Below are 19,848 nucleotides of genomic sequence, written 5' to 3' on the forward strand. Positions count from 1 at the left end.
GTTCCCATGGTCCTCGCCCGCGCCCGCAGGCCCCGCGCGCTGTACCTCGCCTACTACTTCCCGCCGTCCCGCGCCAGCGGCGTCTACCGCGCGCGTGCGACCGCCAATTATCTGGCGCGCCGCGACTGGGACGTGACGGTGTTCGCCTGCCCGATGGACTTCCTGGACAAGGTCATCGGATCCAAGGACGAGGAGCTGCTCGGCACCCTCGACCCCCGGATCCGCATCGAGCGTCCCCCGCTGAACCAGTACATCTGGCAGCGGGACGCGCGCGACTTCGGTCCGCTGCGCAGGAGGTTCCCGCACACCGCGCAGAAGGGCTACGCCTGGACGCAGCGGCGGCTGTTCCCCGAGCACTACGCGTCCTGGTCCTTCGCGTCCGTCAGGCGGGCCGTCGCGCTGCACATGCGGCGTCGCTTCGACGTCGTCGTCGCCACCGGCAACCCGTTCTCCTCGTTCGCGGCCGCCTGGCTCTTCCGGCGCATCACTGGGGTTCCGTACGTGCTCGACTACCGGGACTCCTGGACGCTGAACCAGTTCACGGACGAACTCGCCCGTCCCGAAGGGGATCCCGTGCACACCTGGGAGCGCCGGGTGACGGGCGGCGCCGCGGAGGTGGTGTTCGTCAACGAGGCGATGCGGGCCTGGCACGCCGAGCGCCATCCCCATGCCGCGGACCGGATGACGGTGGTGCCGAACGCCTGGGACGCCGATCTGCTGGACCTGCCGCCGCTGGACCTCTCCGTTCCCGCCGCGCCCCGCCCGATCCGCTTCACCTTCCTCGGCACGGTCACCGCCGTCCAGCCCGTCGAGGAGATGCTGTCGGCATTCCGTATGGTGCGCAGGCATGCGGACTTCAGCGATGCGGAGCTGCACATCCATGGCCACCTGGGCTTCTTCAAGGGGGCGGATGCCGCACTGCGGGGCAGGCTCCAGTCGGACGCGGACGACGGCCGCGACTCCGGGGTCCGGCTGCGTGGCCCGGTGCCCAAGACCGAGGTGGCCGACGTCTACCGGGAGAGCGATGTGCTGGTCTTCCTCACCGGCGGGGCACGCTATGTGACCTCGGGGAAGATCTTCGAGTACATGGCCACAGGCCGTCCGATCGTCTCCGTGCACGGCCCGGGCATCGCCGCGGAGGAGGTGCTCGACGGCTATCCCCTCTGGTTCAACGCGAACAGCCTGGATCCCTCCGCGCTGGCGGACACGATGATCTCGGCGGCGAAGGCAGCTCGTGATCTCTCGCCCGAGGAACATCTGTCGGCCCGACGGCATGCGGACACCTACGAGCGCGATGTCGTGCTCGCACCCTTCGAAACCCGTCTGCGCACCCTGGCGAGGAGAGCTTCATGACCCTGGTCGACGAGACCGCGAAAGACACACCGGGTACGGAGCGGCTGCCGCCGCACGTGGTCATCCTCTCCTACGCCGATCCCGTGCCCCAGCGCGTTCTCGCCTACGCCCTGTACCTGCTACGGCGCGGGGTCCCCGTCGACCTCGTCACGCCGACGGCGCCGTCTTCCCCCACCTCCGTGACGTTTCCGCACTTCCGGGTGTGGGAGATGAAGTCCGCCGAGGAGCGGCACCCGGTCAAGTGGCTGCAGTCCACGGTGGTGCACCGGCTTCCGGCGGGCGTGCTGAACCGCGTCCGGCGTGTGGCGCGCCGGGTGCCGGGGGGCGGCCCTGTGCTGCGGGCGGAGCGACTGGCACGGCGGATCCACGGTCGGGCCGCCGACCTGGTAGACCGGCGGCTGTTCTGGCCGGTCTACCACCACGTACGGCCGTTGGTGCTGGCCCGGGCCTCACGGCGCGCACTGGCGTCCATCGACTTCGCCACGGTCGGCCGCGTGGTGTTCACGGACACACCGGCGGAGCACCTTGCGTGGAAACTGGCTCAGCGTCACCCGGAAACCATTGTCGACGGCAGACTCGACCGAGAGCCTTACGCGCATCTGGAGCAGATTCGCTGAGACGGAACGAGTGGGTTCATGACCGCGTGGTACACGGCCATGAGCCCACTACCAATCGGATGAGGTTTCCGAGCACACCGGTCCCAGCGTCATACAGGTCACGTCCGCTTCCTTGCCGCCGGTCCGAGGGCCCGTCATCTCCTTGCCGGCCGGCACCGGGCACACCTGCAGAGTGAAACAGTGCAGAAGGTCGCCGTAGAAATAGTCGCTGACGGATTCCCCCGCTTCCACCGACACGGTGACCGTGCCGGGATTGGGGCCGCCGTCTTCATCCACGCATGACACGGAGTAGGTCTGGGGCGCGTCCCCGTGATTCTTGATGGTGTACTGAATGCCGCATACATCCTGGATCTGCCGCACCTCGACGCAGGCTTCCGTGCTGCCCATTGTTTCGCAGGAGCCCGGCGCCGACTCCTCGTTTCTCGTGTTCTCCATGGGCTTCGCGTGAGCGACAGGGGCGGGGACGGTCAGGGTAACCGCCGCCGATGCGGCGCCGACCAGAACCGTGCGGCGTGAGATCTCCTGCATACATCTCTCCAGCTGTCAGAGAAGGGTCTTCTTACCGTGGTCGCCTAAGCCACCGCCGCCGTGAACGCATTGAGCATGATTCTGCGCATCGCCGCGTCGAAGGGCAGGCCGCCGTTGAAGGAGAGGGAGCTGGCCGAGAACACCCAGCCGCCGTTGGGCTTGGGTACGTACATCATGTCGGCTCCGGCCCCGGGGTTGAGGCCTTGGGCGATGAGTACCGCTCCTGGAGACGAAGCGGCGTCGATGTCCAGTTCCCAGCCGCTGGCCGAGCCGTTGTAGGCGACACTGCCGAAGGTGCTTCCCACGCTGAGACCGGTTCCCGCCAGGAAGGCGTGGTTGTTCTGCACCTCGTACGGGGCGAAGGTCATGTACGACGGTGAGTAGAACGACACCTCCAGGATTTCCGATTCGGGCTGGCCGTCTTCCCGGAAGAGATCGCGTGTGCCGTCGGGTCTGCGGAAGATGACCGCCGAACGGTCGCCGTTGTACTCCACCCGTTCGTAAATGCCGTTCCCCCCGGTGTAGATGATGCGGCCGCCGGCGTTCTGGAAGTCGACCACGTTCTGTCGCATGGTCTCGGTGAAGTACTCCGGGTGGGTGGTCAGCACCAGCGCCTTGTAGCTGGGCAACCACTGATCTCCGGTCGCGTCCAGGTCGTTGTCGGCGTAGCAGTCGAAGGAGAAGCCCGCCGAGGTCATCCAACGCGTCAGAAGCAGGTCGCTGTAGAGCAGGTGGTCCAGGTGACCGGTGGCCGACAGGAAGTTCTGGTTCCGGTCGAGTCCCATGCCGGGGCGCTGCAGGGTGATGGTGCGCTGTGTACCTTCCTGACCGCCCGTGTACTGGTCGTGGCCGCCCCAGAAGTTGTAGGCGTTGTACGTGTTGGTGGGGACCAGGACAGCGATGTCCCGCTGGGGTGAGGACGGCCGCACGACGAACGGCACATTCTGTGTGCCGCCGAAAGGAGACCGCAGTTGTGAGGCATAGATCCCCGAAGTCCAGTTCGAGGCGACGGACACGGAGAAGGAGGGGTTCCAGCCGCACCCGGCGCTGCGGTACCCGCTCTGCAGGAACTGGAACTGTCCGCTCCGCGAGACGGGCGCCGTGACCTGGATCGGGTCACCGCTGGCGGGAGCGAGACGCAGAGTGGCCGAGGTGTACGAGGAAAAGGTGGTGGACACGTGGATGCTCAGGCTCGAGTTCTGCGGCGTGGAAACGGAGCCCGGATACCCCTGGAGCGCCGCTGAACCCTGATTGGTGAAGCCACTCCCCACACGAACGCCCTCGCCGTTGTTGACCCACTGGACGCCGCTGGTGTTGATGGTCTCGGAGTTGAGCAGGCGATACCACAGGAGTTCGGTGTCCGCTCCGGGCGGATTGGCCGCGCTCAGTCTGACCCGGTAGACGGTGCCGGAGCCGTTGGAGAGGATCTGTTTCTGGTATCCCCCCAGAATGCGCAGGTCGATGCCTCTGCCGCTGTTCGCCCATACCGAAGACCCGTTGGTTCCCAGGTAGCGGTACCAGTTCAGGGCGCCGCCCTGCTTCGATGCAAAAATAACACCGTTCGGATCTGCGAACAGATAGTTGAACGACTTCCAGCCTCTGCCGATCTGGGCTCCGGAGTTCGATGCCCAGCCGGATGATCCGTTATTGGCGGTGTATCGGTACCAAAACATGTTCCCGCTGCCGTCAACTCCGTAGAGGACGTTGTTCCAGCCGCCAAGGAGGCGTGGGAACCTGTTCCAGCCGTGACTGATCTTACTCCCGCTCGCGGAATGCCAACTCCCGGCGCCCGTACTGCTGTTGCTCAGGATGTACCGATACCAGATCAGATCCCCGTTCGGCTGGAATGCGAAGATCTGTCCGTCGGCGGCAGCCAGGACGTAGCGGAACTGCTGCCACTTGTTCCCGATGAGCCGACCGGTGCCGGAATTTGCCCAGGAGGATGTACCAGTGCTCCATCCCGTATTGCGGTACCAGTAGAGGTTGCCGTCGGCCTGGATCGCGTAAATAATCCCGTTGCCGCCGGGCACCAATTGCAAGAAGCGCTGTTGAGGGTCGTACGCCATGTCCCTTGATGCCCATTCTGTCAACCGTCGTGGACGCGATTGTGGGTGACCGGTCATTCATGCTCAAGAACCAACACGGCGCGACGGGCTTGTGCGTATTTCTGCTTTATGGGCCATCCATTGCGGTAGTTGTCGCGCCTACTGGCGGGCGACGTGTCATCGGTGGGCGCGACGCGGATATGCCGGGGCCGTAGCCATCACTCCGCATTCCTCGTTCAAAAGGCGGGGGCGTCGAGAGGAGACAGCAGGACATGTTCACCGCACGCAGTGCGAAGCGGAGGGCCGGGCGCGGAAAGCGCGGCGCGGCCCTCCCCTGCGAGGTCAGCGTGATCGTTCCGGTCTACAACGCCATGCCGTACCTCACCGAGTGTTTGGACTCGCTCGTGGGGCAGTCCATCGACCGGGCGCGAATGGAGGTCATCGCCGTCGACGACGGTTCCACGGACGGCGGCGAGAAGGAGCTGGAGCGGTACGCGTCCCTGCATCCCGGACTGTTCAGGGTGATCCACCAGCCCAACTCCGGTGGTCCGGCGAGCCCTTGCAACCGCGGGCTGGAGCAGGCCGCCGGTCGCTATGTCCTCTTCCTCGGCGCGGACGACTACCTGGGCCCCAAGGCGCTGGAACGGATGGTGAACAGTGCCGACGCCAACGCGTCCGACGTGGTGTACGTCAGGATGGTGGGGGTCGGCGGCAGAGAGGTGCACCAGGGCGTGTTCGCCAGAACCCGGGCGGAAGTGCGGCTGGACGACTGGCGGATCTGCTGGGCCCTGTCCAATACCAAGCTCTTCCGCCGCTCCCTCGTCGAGGAACACGGGCTGCGTTTCTCCGAGAAGCTGACGGCCTTCAGCGATCAGCCGTTCACCCTCGAAGCGCTGTTCCGGGCTCGTCGCATCTCCGTGCTCGGCGACTACGACTACTACTTCTCGGTGCGCAGGGGGGACCTGAGCAACATCACCCTACGGTCCGGACATCTGGAGCGGCTGCGAGGCCTGACTGCCGCTATGGCCGTCACCGAGCGATTCACCGAACCGGGCAGCAAGTGCCGCGCCAACATGAACGTGCGGCACTTCCACTGGGAGGCCGAGCAGCTGCTGCGCGCCAATTTCCTGGAGCTCGAGGAAAGTGCGCAGCAGGAGGTCTTCGACGGACTGCGGGCCCTGGTGGACCGGTATCTCGACGAGGAGGTCGAAGGGCGGCTGCAGGTGCGGCGCCGGGTGCGGCTCGCGCACGTACGCGCGGGGGACCTGGTGGGACTGCGGGCGGCCATCGCCGACGAGGACGACCAGGGGCGGGTTCCGCTCACCGTCCGGGGCGACCGTGTGTACGCGGACTACTCCGCCTTCCGAGACCCGGAGCGCACAATGCCCGAGAGCGTCTTCGACGTCACGAAATGGGTCAGGCAACGGGCCTCCCAGCAGCGCTTGGAGATCCGCTCACTGGTCGCGGCGGGAAAGTCAAGGCCGCTCGGACTCAGGATGCGGGCAGTGAGCTCCCTCGACGACCTCGCTGAGCTGGCCGACCAGAACGTCGCCTCGGTCACGGTCGACGAGGCGCCGGCGGGGACCCAGATCCGGCTCCAGGCGTTGGAAAACGGCGCGGGGACCGGGATCGACGTGGAACTGCCCTTGGCCGCACCGGAGTTCGGCCGGACCCTCGCGCTGCGGATCCGTATCGCCGGTGTCGAGCGCACGGCCCGGGCGGCCGACGCACTGGAGCGCCCGGTTGTGTCCGCCGCCCTCGTCCGGCTGCGCAGCGCTGTGGCGCGGCGGTCGCGGCGGCTGATCCGGCGGTGGGGCGACTGACGCGCACAGGCCGCAGCGGCGCGCCGCCTCGCGCCTCAGCCCCGGGCGCGGCGTGCCTTGCGCAGCGCCCGGGTGACGACCGGCGGCAGCAGGTCGACGGCGATCCGGAGCGCCGGCGAGCCGCTCTTCGGTGCCCCGGCAGCGGGGGAGGACAGGACACGTGCCGGGCTGTACACGCGCCTGGGGTGACACGAGGTGACCAGGTCGGGTGCCGGGATCTTCCCGCGTGAGGCGCGGATGACGTCGTGGCCGGCGATCTGCTGGATCTCCGGTACGCACTTGGGGATGGTCCGCAGCTCCGCCAGCAGCGCTTCCCTCAGCGGCGCGGGATCGCCCCAGGTGCCGTAGAGCTTGTTGGACGACAGCATGACGGGATGCAGGCCGTGGCAGAACACCGCTTCCCAGCTCGCGGCGGCCACACCGGGGGTGTGTTCGGTGCGGTAGTCGTCGAGGACGAGGACGCCGTCCTCGCGCAGTGCTCTCTTCGCCGTCAGGATGTCGCCGCGTACGTCGTCGTACATGTGCGAGGCGTCGATGTGGACGAAGCGGCACGAGTCCTCTTCGATCAGCGAGGCCAGCACATCGGTGCGGCCCTCGACCACGTCCGGCAGCGTGTCGTTGAAGGCCAGGTAGTTGGCCTCGAAGGCGCGGCGGGTCAGGGACCTTTGGTAGAAGTTCTTGGTCGCCTCCTTGGTGTAGCCGTCGTCGGCGCCGAAGAGGTCGCAGACGGTCAGCTTCTCGCCGTCCCGCAGGAACGCTCCCATGACGATGGTGCTCTTGCCCAGGTAGCAGCCCATCTCGATGAGGTCGCCCGGGGGATTGAGTGGGGTGCGGTGTCCCAGGAACCAGGCGAAGAGGTGCTGGTCGAGTGGCCAGAACCAGCCCGGTACCTCCTCCAGGGAGCTCGGCCTGGGCAGTTCGCTGTCGCGGCTGCTGGTCGCCTCGTCACGCGTCATGGTCATGGTCGTGATCTCCGTCGGGATCGGGGGAGGGGGAGGGGGAGCCGTCATGCGCGGCCGAACGCCCGGGTCTGAGGACCCCGCCGCAGCTGTGGTGACCGCTCTCGTAGTCCTTGGGGACGGCGTGGTCGGCCCAGGCACGAACGGACTTCAGCCGCTCGGGATGGTCAACGGCGTCGGCCAGGACCCAGTCACCGGTGCCTTCGTTCGTACGCATCAACGGCACATATCCCTCGGCGGTCAGCCGAGGCGCCGTCATTCCGGTGCTGCGGGCCCAGTAGCCGACCGCATGGATGAAGGTGGGCCGCAGCTCGCCGAACACGTAGGACTGCAGCTCCTGGGTGTCTTGCGCGGCCAGGGCCTCTGCGATCCGCGGTTCCGTGAGACCGGCCAGGTCGTACACCCGGTGCCTGCTGGTGAGCAGAGTGCCCCCGAGGCTGGGCAGCAGGAGCGAGGCGTTCCGCATGCCGAGCCGGTCGGCATACTCGTTGAAGATCACGCCGTCCCGGTTGACGATGTTGCACATCGGCAGTGTCGGCCTGGCACGGAACGCGGCGGCCGGCTGCCACTGTCCCACCCAGGACAGGAGCAGGGCGACGCTCGCAGCGACCGCGGTGAGGACACGACCGCGTGGTGTTCCCCGCTCGACCAGAGCCGTCACGGTCAGGGCCACGGCCATGGTCGCCAGGACCCACACGGGAGTTGCGAACCGGTAGAGGCCCATCCAGTCCCGCTGGAGCACGCCGAAGGCGCCGAGGGTCAGTGACAGCGGCACCAGGACGGCGGCCAGCGCGGCGCGCAGCGGACCACGACGGGCGAGGAACATCGCGATGCCCGCCAGAGCCGCCAATACGGCCGACCAGCCGGCGAAAGTGAGCAACTCGCCGATCGTCTTCGCGAACACAGCGGGCTCCGGCAGCTTCTGGGCCTTGGCCACCGCAGTGTTGGGCACAAGGCGTCCGAAGAGCGTGTAACGCCAGACGAGGAACGCGGCGTACGGCACCGTGAAGGCGGCGATACTCAGGGCGGCCGGCCGCATCCGCGATGTCAGGTTCGCCCGCCGGACCGACAGCAGAAGCAGGAGTGGGTACGCGCCCGCGAGCACCGCACCGTCCGGTCTGGTGAGCGCGGCGGCCAGTGCGAGCAGCCCGGCACTCACGGCAGGGCCGCGATCGAGCAGGGTGCCGGTGGCACACGCACGGACGAGCACCGAGGCGAGAACGGCGGCGAGTAGGGCGTACAGGGGATTCTCGAGGCCGGAGAACACCCAGGCCACGAAGGAGATGTTGGCTGCCAGCAGGACGCCGGAGAGTGCTGTCACCACCCAGGAGAAGGTGACGAGACGCCGAGCCGCGGAGGCGATGGCGACCAGAATGCCGGCGGAGCAGAGCAGCCCGAGCAGCTTGGGATACAGCACCAGATCCGGTACGCCGAGCATGGCCCGGTGGTCGAAGAGCCCGAGCCGCCGGCCGATGACCAGCAGCGCCAGCCAGGTGGGGTTGGAGTAGCCCTCCACCGGGGGTGATCCTGGCTGCTGGACCGGGCCGAGCCCCTCGTCGATGCTGCGGGCGTACGCGAAGGTGATGGCCGCGTCGTCGACGACCCACTGACCGAGCCGGGAGCCCTCCCATCCGATGAGAGCCGTGCCCACCGCGACGGCCGCACCGTCCGCCCACCATCGGGCCCCAGGACGCGCGACGGCCTGGGGCGCACGGTTCCGCTCGGTCTCCGTCCGCTCGGCCCGGACCGGGGGGCCGGTTGCCGTTCTGGTCATCGCGCGCTGTCCGGGAGCGCGGAGCACGCGAGGCCGTGGAGCGGCCGTGCGTCCTGCTGAGGAATCACCGACGACGGATAGTCCCGGCCGAGCATGACCTGGGAGACCACGCGCGCGGCCGCGTGGCCGTCCTCGTACGTGCAGAACCGCCTGCGGAAGTCGGCGCGCAGAGCGGCCGAGCGCTCGTCCTGCCACGCCCCGGAGGCGAACAGATCCGTCAACGCCTCGGTAGTGGTGGAGACATGGCCCGGTGGGGCGGACGGCAGGTCGAAGTAGGTTCCGCGGGCGGCCCGGTACACGGCCCAGTCATCGGCATGGACGATGATCGGGCGGTTCGTGTTGGCGTAGTCGAACATCAGGGACGAGTAGTCGGTCAGCAGGGCGTCGGAGGCGAGCATCATGTCCTCGACGGAGGGCTCGTCGGTGACGTCGAGGAGCAGCCCGTGCCGCTGGAGGTCGCGCAGCTGCAGGTGCCGGATCGGCGCCTGCGTGTCCCGCGGGTGCAACCGGACGAGCACGGTGAACGTGGGCCCGAGCTCCCGCACGAGGTGCTCGAGGTCCAGCCGTGGCACGTACGACGTGCGATGGTCGCGCCGGACCGGGGCGTAGAGCACCACCGTGTTGCCGTCCGGGATGCCGAGCCGCTCGCGCAGCGCGGCGGTCCGCATCCTGTCGCCCCGCACGAGCACGTCGTTGCGTGGGGCGCCCGTCGGAAGTGAGGTGAAGTGACAGGGAAAGGCGCGGTCCCAGATCTGTTGCGCGTACGGACTGGAGACCAGGCTGTAGTCCCAGCGGTCCGCACACCGGAGCATCGTCCGCACATCGTCGTGATACGTCGCCGCCGGGTGGCCCAGCAGGTCGACGCCCATGTGCGCCAGGGGCGTCCCCCGGTGGGTGTGGACATGGATCTGCCCCGGGCGCTTCACCAGTCCGGGCGTCCAGTCGACGTTGCTGACGAAGTAGGTGCCGCGGCTCATCACCTGGTGGTAGCGCGGTGTGTCCGGGGTGACGTAGTCGATGCCCTTCGGCAGCCGTCGCACGTCGTCCGGCCCGACCACCCACACCGCGTGGATGTGCGGGGCCAGTGTCCGGGCCGCGTGATGAACGGCCGCCGGATCGCCGAGCACACCGCGGTGCGAGAAGGCCGAGTACACGGCGAGATTCGGGTCGCGCGGGCGCCGGCGCTGGGTCCGGGCGAGGGTGCGCTTGACGGTGCCGGTGGTCGCCTTGCCCAGCTCGCGCTGCTTGCGCAGGGACACGCCGCCCAGCTGCTTCGCCAGCGCGTAGGTCTGGAACGGGGGGTACACCCCGCCGGCGACCAGCCGCCACCGGGCGCGGTAGGCATCGTCCGGCGGGGTGAAACCGTCCGGCTTGTAGCGGCGGTAGAACTCCACCGTCTTCCGGTAGAAGGCGGGCCGGTCCTCGGGCAGCACGCGCTCGGTGAGCGTCATCGTCGCCAGGAAGTGGTTGATCATCCGCTCGAAGAGGAGCGGCCTCGTCGCGGCCAGCTCCGGGTGTTCGTCGAGGAACGTGAACAGCGCGGCGTACTGCGGGAAGATGTCGAAGTGGCTGCGTCCCGGAGTGCGGGTGATCGCTCCCTGCCTGCGCTGCCGGTACTCCACGCACACCCGGTCGAGACACGCGATGCGGCGGGCGCACACCAACGCCTCATAGGTGACCGGGGCGTCCTCGTAGAGACCGGGCCGGTAGGCGAATCCGTGGCCGGTGAAGAAGTCGCGGCGGTACGCCTTGTTCCACGCCACGAGGAACAGCCGCAGATACTGGGGACTGTTCAGGATGTCGAAGGTGTCCGTGCCCGCGGAGGCGAGCAGATCGGCCGTCAGGCTCCTGCCGCTGCGGCCCCACCAGTGCAGGCGCACATGGTCGAAGACGAGGACGTCGGGGTCGTCGGTCACGGTGAGCCGCTCGTCGATGGCTCGCAGCGCTCCGGGCGTATAGACGTCGTCGCTGTCGAGGAAGAGCAGATAGTCGCCGGTGGCGTGGCCGACCCCCGCGTTGCGCGCCCGGCCGAGGCCGACGTTCTCCGGCAGATGTACGGCGGTGACCCGTCGGTCGAGCGCCGCGTACTCGTCGATGATCGTGCCGCAGTTGTCGGGTGAGCAGTCGTCGACCGCGATGACCTCGAAGTCGGCGAAGGACTGCGTGAGGATCGAGTCGAGGCACTCGCGCAGGAAACCCTGCACCTTGTAGACGGGGACGATGATGCTGAAACGGGGCACGGGCTCTCCCACGGGTCCAAGGCGTTGGTCGGGTTCGTGGTACCGGGCGGCGGTCACCTGTGGCACAGATGCCGCTCGGCCTCCAGGGGGTCGTGCGGATAGCGGAGGGCCGTCCGGTCCCAGGCGCCGGTGAGGTTCTTCCAGAAACGCCCCGGTGTCAGCGGAGCCCGTACGGATTCCTGGAGTTCGGCGAGCGGTCCGCAGGTGAGCGCCTTGCGCGCCGCGGCGACCCGTCGCTCGTCCACCCATGCGGGCAGCTTGAGGCCGGGGTCCGTGTAGTCGGCGATCGTCCAGGAAACGTCGACGGGCTTCTCGTGCCCGGCACGGTGTGTGGAACTCCGGGTGCCATGGGCTCCCAGCGGATAGCCGAGGCTGAGCGGGTCGACCGCGACGCCGTCGAGAGGCACGACGACTCCGCTGTGGCCGAGAAAGTCCTCGGAGCCGGCCACCGATGCGTCACGGTCACGCGCGAGCGGGAACATCGCGAAGCGGCGGTTGTACGCGAGAGTGATGACCAACTGCGCACCCTCCCGGTCCTTCTCGGCGACGGCGTCCCGCACCAGCTGTGTGTACTTGACGGGGCGATTGCCGTGGATTTCCTGGCTGATGGGGTGCGGATGCCGGGTGGCCTGCTGGTAACCGCGGTGCGAGTCCCAGATGTTGTGCACGGGCGTCTGCAGCGGGGCACGCCACAGAACCAGGCAGGGGGCCGCCCAGCAGGCCAGGGCCATTCCCGTGACCGCCACGGTTCTGGAGGGCGGCATGGCCCAGATGGGCAGGGCGCACAGGAGGAGCGGCAGGACGAAGAAGCGGCCGTGCATGAAGTCGCCGCCCACCTTCACCGCGTAGACGCCCAGCACGAGGCCTGCCACGACCGGGGCCGAGCAGAGCACCCAGCGGCGGTAGTGCTCGGCGGGGACCAAACCCCGGCGGGTGATACGGCGGAGCGCCCAGACGAGTGCGGCGAGGAGTAGCACGCCGAACGGCATCCAGAGGCGGTACGGTTCCGTGAAATTGGCCAGGTAGTAGAGACCGCGGCCCCAGGAGCTCACTCCCGGGTCCTTGGCCAGCCCCGGCAGCGGGACCAGGATTCCGTAGTAGCCGGCGCGGAAGACTTCATACGCCGCGGGCAGGGCGGCCGCGCACGCGGTGAGTGGCAGCGCTTCGCGGAGTGTGGTGCGCAGCAGCACGAAGGCCACGGCCAGGAAGATCACCGACACCACGGCGAGGTCGGGCCGCACGAGAGGACCGAGCCCGATGACGACGAGCACGGCGACTCTGAAGGGCTTCGAGGAGCTGGGGCTCGTACGGACCAGAAGACTCCACGCTCCCGCGACCCAGGCCATGCTCAGACCCGTCTCCAGCCCGGATGTCGTGTAGTCCCACACGGGCTGCACGGGCACCACCACGAGGAGGCCCAGCGGTACGAGCGCGTGGGTGTGTCCGGGTGAGTGCAGGCGCTGTGCCGCATGACCTGCCAGCAGAAGGCCCGCCGTGGCCAGAACCAGCCCCAGGGCCACGGCGATGACGGCGGGGTCCTGCCCGGAGACGAACCCGCACAGTGCCAGCAGCCACTGCCACAGCGTCCCGGTGGATGTCTCCGCCCGCTCCCCGACGTTGTGGACAGGGCCGTTGCCCGCGAGGATCTGGCGCACCGCACGGGTATAGATCAGGCCGTCGTCGCCGACCCAGCGATGCCGGAAGCCGAGTACCAGAACTACCGCGGCAGGCACCGTGATGACCAGCAGGTTCCATGACCTGGGCGGGACGAGACGCGTGATGCGCCGGGCAGGGAGCGAGGACGGAGCCCGCGGCTCCGCTGCCCGTTCGGCCGGCGGCGAGGACGTGTACTTCAGAAAGGACATGCGGCAGGCCTCAGGGTGAGCGGGTCAGGTTCGCGCAGGTGCGACTCGGCGGGCAGAGGGGGCCGGGACGCGTTCGTGCAGCGGAATGACGGGCGGCAGGGCCTTGGCCGGCTCGCCGAGCAGCACCCGGCGCACCACACGTTCCGCCGCCCGGCCGTCGTCGAACGCGCAGAACCGCTCGCGGAACGCGCTCCGCAGCTCCCCCGCCCGCTCGCCCTCCCACTCACCGTCACGGAAGATCCGCGTCAGCTCGTCCTGGGTACGGGCCACCGCGCCCGGCGGCTCGGCGAGCAGGTCGAAGTAGACGCCGCGGGTCTCCCGGTAGGCCTCCCAGTCGTCGGCGTACACGACGATGGGCCGGTCGAGGTTGGCGTAGTCGAACATGATCGACGAGTAGTCCGTGATCAGCGCGTCGGCGGCCAGGCACACCTCCTCGGCCGAGCGGTGCTCCGTCACGTCGATCAGCGCGCCGGAGCGCAGGATCCCGTCCAGGCCCGTGGACCCCTCGTAGAAGTGGTGGGCCCGCAGGAGCACCACGAACTCCTCGCCGAGCGAGGCACAGAACGCGGCGAGGTCCAGGTGAGGGACGAAGTCCGTGCGGTAGTCGCGGTGGGTCGGCGCGTACAGCACGGCGATCCGGTCCTCGGGGATGCCGAGGCGCTTCCGGATCGCGGCCACGTCCTCGGTCGTCGAGGTGTAGAACACGTCGTTGCGCGGATAGCCGACGTCGAGACTCTCGTACGCGCCCGGATACGCCCGCTCCCAGACCTCGGTGGAGTGGTGGTTCGAGGAGATGTTGAAGTCCCAGCGGTCCACACGATCGAGCAGCTTGCCGAGGTTCCCGGCGGCGGCCGCGGCAGCCGGGAACTCCACCTGGTCCACGCCCATGCGCTTGAGCGGGGTGCCGTGCTGGGTCTGCACATGGATCGTGCCGGGTCGCTTCTTGACCGACATCGCGAAGTTGACGTTGTTGAAGGTGTACTTGGCGGTGGCCATCACCTCCCAGTAGCGGTCGCTGCCGATCACGACGCTCTCCACGTCGTCCGGCATCCGCCGCGCGTGGTCCTCGGTCACCAGAAAGACCGACTTGATGTGCGGGGCCAGGCGCCGCGCCGCCGCGTGCACGGCGGCGGGGTTGCAGGTGTAGCCGCGGCCCCAGTACGAGGAGAAGACGGCGAGGTTCTCGTCGATCGGCTGTCTGAGGAAGTTCTTGTACGGATGGCCGACCCGCTTCCGCAGTCGCCGCAGCCGCCGGAGATTCTTCATGACGGGCCGTGCCGCCCTGCGCGGCAGCTGCTTCGCTCCGCGCAGGGCGCAGAACGCCGGATACGAGCCGGAGGCCAGGAGGGTGTGCTGCAGCCCCATGCTGCCGCCGGGCCGTCGATGACCTGAGGGCCGGTGCCGGCGGTAGAGGCGGCCCGCCCGCCGGAAGTACCGTCGTCGCAGCGCCACGCCCGGCAGCCGGCACGGGGATACCGCCGTCCTGAGTACTTCGCACACCAGCTGGTCGAAGATCCTGTCGAGGAGTTCCCGGGACGCGGTCAGTTCCACGGTCCGCCGCATGACCAGGTCGAACTGGTCGAGCAGGTCCAGGTGGTGGGGGCCCTGAAGGTGGTTCCGGCTGCCCTGACGGCGCAGCAGATGGCGTACGCAGATCCGGTCGAGCACGGCGATCCGGTCGGCCCGCAGTGCGGTGAGCACGCTCCACGCCGTGTCGGTGAACATGCCGGGCGAGAAGGCCATGTCGTGCCGTTCCAGGAAGGCGCGCCGGTAGGCGCCGCTCCACGCGGGCACCAGCACGTCGGGCAGCGCGGGATGCTGCTCAAGTGCGAAGGCTCCGGCCGGCGCGTCCTTCCACAGCCGCCGAAGCGCCGCCCCCTGGCCGCCGTGGAACCAGTGCACGGGCTCATGGTCGAAGAGCAGCAGATCCGGCTCGCCGGTCTCGGTGAGCCGGGCGTCGAGGACCTCCAGTGCGCCGGGTACCAGGGTGTCGTCGCCGTCGAGGAAGAGCAGGAACTCGCCCTCGGCGACGGTGATTCCCGCGTTGCGTGCGGCCGGCAGGCCCCGCGCGCACCCGGCTGCGCCCGGGCGGAAGGTGTCCCCGTCCGCAGGCGCGCGCACCACCTTGACCCGCGGATCGCGTTGCTCGTGTGCGGCCACGATCGAGGCGCACAGGCCCTCCGGGGCGCTGACGACCGCGATCAGCTCGACATCGGTGAAGCTCTGGCCGAGCACCGAGTCGAGACAGTCGGCCAGCCGCCCATGGACCTCGTGGGCAGGAACGACAACGCTGAAGCGAGGCAAAGCTTTCTCCCTTGATGGGCGTTCAGGCGGCGCTGGTGGGCAGAGTCGCCACAACCTCCGACTCCTGCCGCGGTCCGGGTGTCGCGGGAGCCGCCGCCGGCTGCCGCTCCTCCAACGGCACGACGGACGGCAGACCCCCCGTCTCACCGAGAAGGACATGCCGTACGACCCGCTCGGCGGCGCGCCCGTCGTCGTACGGGCAGAAGCGTTCGCGGAACGCGGCGCGCCGCTCGGCGGAGCGCGGGCCGCACCACTCACCGGTCGCGAAGACGTCGATCAGCTCGTCCTCGCCGGTGGCGACGGCGCCGGGAGGGAAGCTGCGGACGTCGAAGTAGGTGCCGCGGGCCGCGTCGTAGGCCTCCCAGTCGTCGGCGTACACGACGATCGGGCGGTCCAGGTTCGCGTAGTCGAACATCAGTGAGGAGTAGTCCGTGACCAGCACGTCGCTCGCCAGACAGAGGAACTCGACGCTGGGATGGTCCGAGACGTCGATCAGCCGGGACGAACCCTCGTCCGCGAGCGCGGAGTCGTAGAAGTGGTGGGCACGGGTCAGCACCGTGAAGTTCGGGCCGAGCGCGCGCAGCATGCGCTCGAGGTCGAGGGAGTGGCGCTGGGTGCGGCGGTAGTCGCGGTGCGTGGGGGCGTACAGGATCACGATCGAATCGGGGGGGATGCCCAGGTTTTCTCGCAGCCGGGCCACGTCCTTGGCGGTCGCGCGATGATAGATGTCGTTGCGCGGATAGCCGTACTCCAGCGTGGTGTAGGCGGCGGGGTAGACCCGTTCCCAGACGAGCGTGGAGTGGCGGTTCGCGGACAGGACGTAGTCCCACTTGTCGCAGTTGGCGAGCATGCGCCTGACGTCGGTGTCGCCGACCGCCGCCGGCCGGTCGAGCAGATCGAGACCCATGCGTTTGAGCGGGGTGCCGTGCTGGGTCTGCACGAACACCTGGCCCCGGCGCTTGACCAGTCTGCGGTCGAAGTTGACGTTGTTGACCAGGTACTTGGACCGGGCCAGCGCCGTCCAGTAGGCGGCCGTGCCGGGCGTGAGGCGACGGGTGCCCGGCGGGACCGTGTGATGGTGCGTCGGGTGGGCGATCCAGGCGGTGCGGATTCCCGGGGCCAGCTCCCGGGCCTTCTTCTCGATCGCCGCCGGGTTGCAGCCGTAGCCGCGGCCCCAGTAGGCGGAGAACACGGCATCCTGCGCACGCAGCGGAAGGAGCCGCTGGACGCGGTAGTGGGCTTGGAGCGCGGCTCCCCTGATGGCGTGGAGCGTGGCGCCGGTGAAGCGGCGGACGCGGCGCTGGAGGTTCCCTGCCAAGGCGAGGGCGCGGTAGGTACGGTGCGCGCCCATGCGGACCAGGGCGTGCCGGATTCTGGTGCGCGCGCGGGGTGGGGCGCCGGGGGAGCGGTAGCGGTGGCAGTAGGCGCGGGCCTGGCGCAGAAACGCGGCGCGGCTGCCACGCGGCAGCCGGTCGCGCGCCAGGAACACCGTGCTGAAGTGGTCGATCATCCGGCGGAAGAAGAAGGGCCGCCAGCGCGCCAGTTCGGGGTGGGCGTCCAGATGGGTGAAGACCCGGTCGTACTGCCCGAAGATCTCGAAGTGCCTGCGGCCGGGGGAGCAGGTGATCGCACCCCGTCTGCGCTTGCGGTAGCGCACGCAGACGCGGTCGAGCACCGCGATCGACTCCGCGGTCACCAGCACCGGATAGGTCCAGGAGACGTCCTCGTAGTAGCCGGGCGCGAAGGTGAAGCCCACGCGCCGCAGGAACTCACGGCGGTATGCCTTGTTCCAGGCGACGTGCAGGACCCTCAACAGATCCGGCCGGTCCTCCAGGGTGAATGACGCGGGACCGTCCTCGGCGAGATGGGCCGCGAAACGGTCGGGGGTCGTCCTTCCGGTCCAGTCCGTCCGTACGTGGCCGTAGACCAGGACATCGGGACTGTCCGTGTTCTTGAGCCGCTCCGAGATGGCGTGCAGCGCGTCGGGGGTGAGCGAGTCGTCACTGTCGAGGAAGATCACGTACTCGCCGGTGGCGCGTTCGAGGCCCGCGTTGCGGGCCGGGCCGAGGCCTACGTTCCGCGTCAGATGAACGGCGTGCACCCGCTGATCGCGAGCCGCGAACTCGTCGATGATCCTTCCGCTGCCGTCCGGTGAGCAGTCGTCGATTGCGATCAGTTCGAGATCCGTGCAGGACTGCTCCAGCACGGATTCAAGGCATTCGTGCAGATATGCCTGCACCTTGTATGCGGGGACAATCACGCTGAACCGTGGCAATGCGCATCCAGGGGTCGTCAACGGCATGTTGACCCGGAAACGATCAATGCACTTACTGGTTACGCGGTATGTGGCATAAGAGGGACCTCCGTGGACGGAAGTGGACGGAAAGGGCCGGGAAGGGACGGGGCCATACGGGTCAGGGCGAGGAGGATCCCGGGTCCCGGGCGCCCGCTCCGTGCGACCGTTCACAGCGTGCCGCGTCGGCCGCAAAAGGACGGCAACACGCCTGAAAAAGCTGGACAGTTGAGCGTCGCGGTCCACATGCTCGTACGGGACAGGAGCACTGCTCATATGTGCCTCGGACCGTCTTCGTCATGCGAAAGGTGTCACCCGTGAAGTTCAGCTACGCCATGCTGCCCGACTACCCTCTAACGGAGTCACTGGCGTCCATCCGGCTGGCCGACGAACTCGGCTTCCACGCCTGCTACGCCGCCGATGAGACCTGGCACAAGGACTTGTGGCTCCTCTTCGCGGCGGCCGCCGGCCAGACCAGCCGGATCCGCATGGGCCCGAGCGTCTCCCCGGTGACGCTGCGCGAGCCGACACTGATCGCCCAGTCCCTGGCCACGCTCGACGAATTGTCCGGCGGACGCGCGGAGGGTGTGCTGTCCAGCGGCAACTTCGGGCTGCTGGCCCAGTACAAAATCGACTGGGCGCGTACGCGGCCGCTGTCCCGGGTCAAGGAGGCGCTGCATGTGGCGCGCACCCTGCTGGACGAGGGGACCATCTCGTACGACGGCGAGTTCTACTCGTACGACGGGCTGTTCACCTTCGCCCGGCCGGTCCAGAGCCGGGTGCCGCTGATGCTCGGGGCGATGCGCGGGCCGAAGTCCTTCGAAGCGGCCGGCGAGCTGTCCGACGGATGTCACCACGCGCTGAGCTACACGCGCGAGGCCTACGAATACGCGGTGCGGCACATCCAGATCGGAGCCGAGCGTGCGGGCAAGGACTGGCGGACCCTGGACATCGGGGCGTGGGTCGTCTTCGCGACCGGACCCGACTCCGCGGCCGCTAAGGACGCGGCGCGCAGCATGGTCGGCATCTACGCCTCCTCGATGCCCGAGGAACAACTGCTCCGCAACGGCGTGGACCCCCGCGAACTCAAGCCGATCATCGACGCCATCGCCGCCGGTGATCTGGCCCGGGGCATCGAGCTGACGACGCCGGACATAGCCGAGCGCCTCTCCATAGCGGGTACGCCGGAGGAGTGCCGGGAGAAGATCCAGCGGGAGATCGCTCCCGCCGGCGTGAACCATATGATCTGCGCCATCACCGACCGCTCTCTCGTCAAGGCCTTCACCGGCCGCGACCTCCCGGGCGTGGCCGACGTGAACACACAGCTCCGCCTGATCCATGACGGGATCATGCCGGCGTTCGCGTGAACTCTTATTAGGCTCGGTTCGCCTTATCGGGTGAGGGCGTCTGCCCCGCACCGCTGTGGGGCGAGCGGTGCGGGGCGTCGTCCGGCGACGACCCGAGTCTGAACACCGCCCCTTGAGGAGGCACGACGCATGGCCGAACCGCTCAAGACCTTCGTGGGCGGCGCCGAGGTCGAGGTGCCCAACAGCATCCCCGAGATCCGCGCCGCCCTCCCGGAGGAACGACAAGAGGAGTTCGACCGGGCCATCAACGCGGCCGGGGTGCATGACATCCACGCCGTCATGCGGCACTGGATGATGGAAGCCGTCCCCGACCCGGAGGCCGAGGCGCTGCTGGAGCGGCTCGCGGCGGACGAGGCCGAGAGGCGGGGCGTCGCTTGAGCCACCGCATCAGTTACGCGCCGCCCGCCGACGACACCCTGGCCAAGATGTGGAACGACGAGGCGTTCAGAGAGGCGATGGCACAGACGGTCGGCCGCGATCCGTACGGGCACGGTTCGACCGCCGTCCGTGGCGAGCGCGACCGCCGTGAGGCGACCGTCGTCGGCGCCATCGTGCTGTATTACGTCTCCGGTTCCGTGCTGACCGTGACCGTGGTCCGGCTCATTCCCGGGCTGTGAGGGAGGGGCGGATACAGGACGGCCGCCCCGGACGCGAGCAAGTCCGGGGCGGCCGCACCAGGA

Annotated in this window: 14 protein-coding genes; 6 read left to right on the forward strand and 8 right to left on the reverse strand. The window is 68.6% G+C overall.

Features of this window, described 5'->3' with window-relative positions; all coding sequences use genetic code 11:
- The first annotated feature begins 6 nt into the window (after window positions 1–6).
- Both FE633_RS08880 and FE633_RS08885 read left to right on the forward strand, forming a co-directional pair.
- On the forward strand, window positions 7–1,353 hold the full coding sequence (locus FE633_RS08880; protein WP_138044557.1) for a glycosyltransferase: 1,347 nt from the start codon (window positions 7–9) through the stop codon (window positions 1,351–1,353).
- On the forward strand, window positions 1,350–1,970 hold the full coding sequence (locus FE633_RS08885) for a hypothetical protein (protein WP_138044558.1): 621 nt from the start codon (window positions 1,350–1,352) through the stop codon (window positions 1,968–1,970). The genes FE633_RS08880 and FE633_RS08885 overlap by 4 nt, the downstream gene beginning before the upstream one ends.
- Window positions 1,971–2,018: 48 nt before the next feature.
- On the opposite strand, the gene FE633_RS08890 is transcribed toward FE633_RS08885, so the two are convergent.
- Window positions 2,019–2,498 (reverse strand): hypothetical protein, encoded by a 480-nt coding sequence (locus FE633_RS08890; protein WP_138044559.1) that lies wholly within the window; start codon window positions 2,496–2,498, stop codon window positions 2,019–2,021.
- Between the two features lie 44 nt (window positions 2,499–2,542).
- A complete protein-coding gene (locus tag FE633_RS08895) occupies window positions 2,543–4,564 on the reverse strand; it encodes a N,N-dimethylformamidase beta subunit family domain-containing protein (RefSeq protein WP_171059866.1) in 2,022 nt (673 codons plus the stop codon).
- A 251-nt stretch (window positions 4,565–4,815) separates the two neighbouring features.
- On the opposite strand from FE633_RS08895, the gene FE633_RS08900 reads away from it, so the two are divergent.
- The gene (locus tag FE633_RS08900; RefSeq protein WP_138044561.1) at window positions 4,816–6,366 is read left to right on the forward strand and encodes a glycosyltransferase family 2 protein; all 1,551 of its coding nucleotides are present in this window, start codon (window positions 4,816–4,818) and stop codon (window positions 6,364–6,366) included.
- Between the two features lie 35 nt (window positions 6,367–6,401).
- On the opposite strand, the gene FE633_RS08905 is transcribed toward FE633_RS08900, so the two are convergent.
- The 6 genes from FE633_RS08905 to FE633_RS08930 are packed head-to-tail and all read right to left on the reverse strand — an operon-like array spanning window position 6,402 to window position 17,783.
- Window positions 6,402–7,328, reverse strand: coding sequence for a class I SAM-dependent methyltransferase (locus FE633_RS08905; protein ID WP_342791163.1), 927 nt, complete (start codon window positions 7,326–7,328; stop codon window positions 6,402–6,404).
- Window positions 7,312–9,099 (reverse strand): hypothetical protein, encoded by a 1,788-nt coding sequence (locus FE633_RS08910; RefSeq protein ID WP_138044562.1) that lies wholly within the window; start codon window positions 9,097–9,099, stop codon window positions 7,312–7,314. The genes FE633_RS08905 and FE633_RS08910 overlap by 17 nt, the downstream gene beginning before the upstream one ends.
- Window positions 9,096–11,339 carry a bifunctional glycosyltransferase/CDP-glycerol:glycerophosphate glycerophosphotransferase gene (locus FE633_RS08915; protein ID WP_138044563.1) on the reverse strand — a complete coding sequence of 748 codons (2,244 nt, stop codon included), beginning with the start codon at window positions 11,337–11,339 and terminating at the stop codon, window positions 9,096–9,098. The genes FE633_RS08910 and FE633_RS08915 overlap by 4 nt, the downstream gene beginning before the upstream one ends.
- Before the next feature lie 53 nt (window positions 11,340–11,392).
- Window positions 11,393–13,204, reverse strand: a complete 1,812-nt coding sequence (locus FE633_RS08920; RefSeq protein WP_138044564.1) for an arabinofuranosyltransferase AftB family protein — start codon at window positions 13,202–13,204, stop codon at window positions 11,393–11,395.
- A gap of 24 nt (window positions 13,205–13,228) precedes the next feature.
- The gene (locus FE633_RS08925) at window positions 13,229–15,508 is read right to left on the reverse strand and encodes a bifunctional glycosyltransferase/CDP-glycerol:glycerophosphate glycerophosphotransferase (RefSeq protein ID WP_138044565.1); all 2,280 of its coding nucleotides are present in this window, start codon (window positions 15,506–15,508) and stop codon (window positions 13,229–13,231) included.
- Between the two features lie 22 nt (window positions 15,509–15,530).
- Entirely contained in the window at window positions 15,531–17,783 is a 2,253-nt protein-coding gene (locus tag FE633_RS08930; RefSeq protein ID WP_138044566.1) for a bifunctional glycosyltransferase/CDP-glycerol:glycerophosphate glycerophosphotransferase, read from the reverse strand.
- A gap of 335 nt (window positions 17,784–18,118) precedes the next feature.
- Here FE633_RS08930 and FE633_RS08935 point away from each other — a divergent pair, with 335 nt between their 5' ends.
- From FE633_RS08935 to FE633_RS08945, 3 genes are all read left to right on the forward strand, one after another.
- On the forward strand, window positions 18,119–19,168 hold the full coding sequence (locus tag FE633_RS08935; RefSeq protein WP_138044567.1) for an LLM class flavin-dependent oxidoreductase: 1,050 nt from the start codon (window positions 18,119–18,121) through the stop codon (window positions 19,166–19,168).
- Between the two features lie 129 nt (window positions 19,169–19,297).
- Window positions 19,298–19,546, forward strand: a complete 249-nt coding sequence (locus FE633_RS08940; protein ID WP_138044568.1) for a hypothetical protein — start codon at window positions 19,298–19,300, stop codon at window positions 19,544–19,546.
- Window positions 19,543–19,785, forward strand: a complete 243-nt coding sequence (locus FE633_RS08945; RefSeq protein WP_119104065.1) for a hypothetical protein — start codon at window positions 19,543–19,545, stop codon at window positions 19,783–19,785. The genes FE633_RS08940 and FE633_RS08945 overlap by 4 nt, the downstream gene beginning before the upstream one ends.
- Window positions 19,786–19,848: the final 63 nt, after the last annotated feature.

The sequence above is a fragment of the Streptomyces montanus genome, assembly GCF_005786655.1.
Lineage (GTDB): Bacteria > Actinomycetota > Actinomycetes > Streptomycetales > Streptomycetaceae > Streptomyces > Streptomyces sporangiiformans.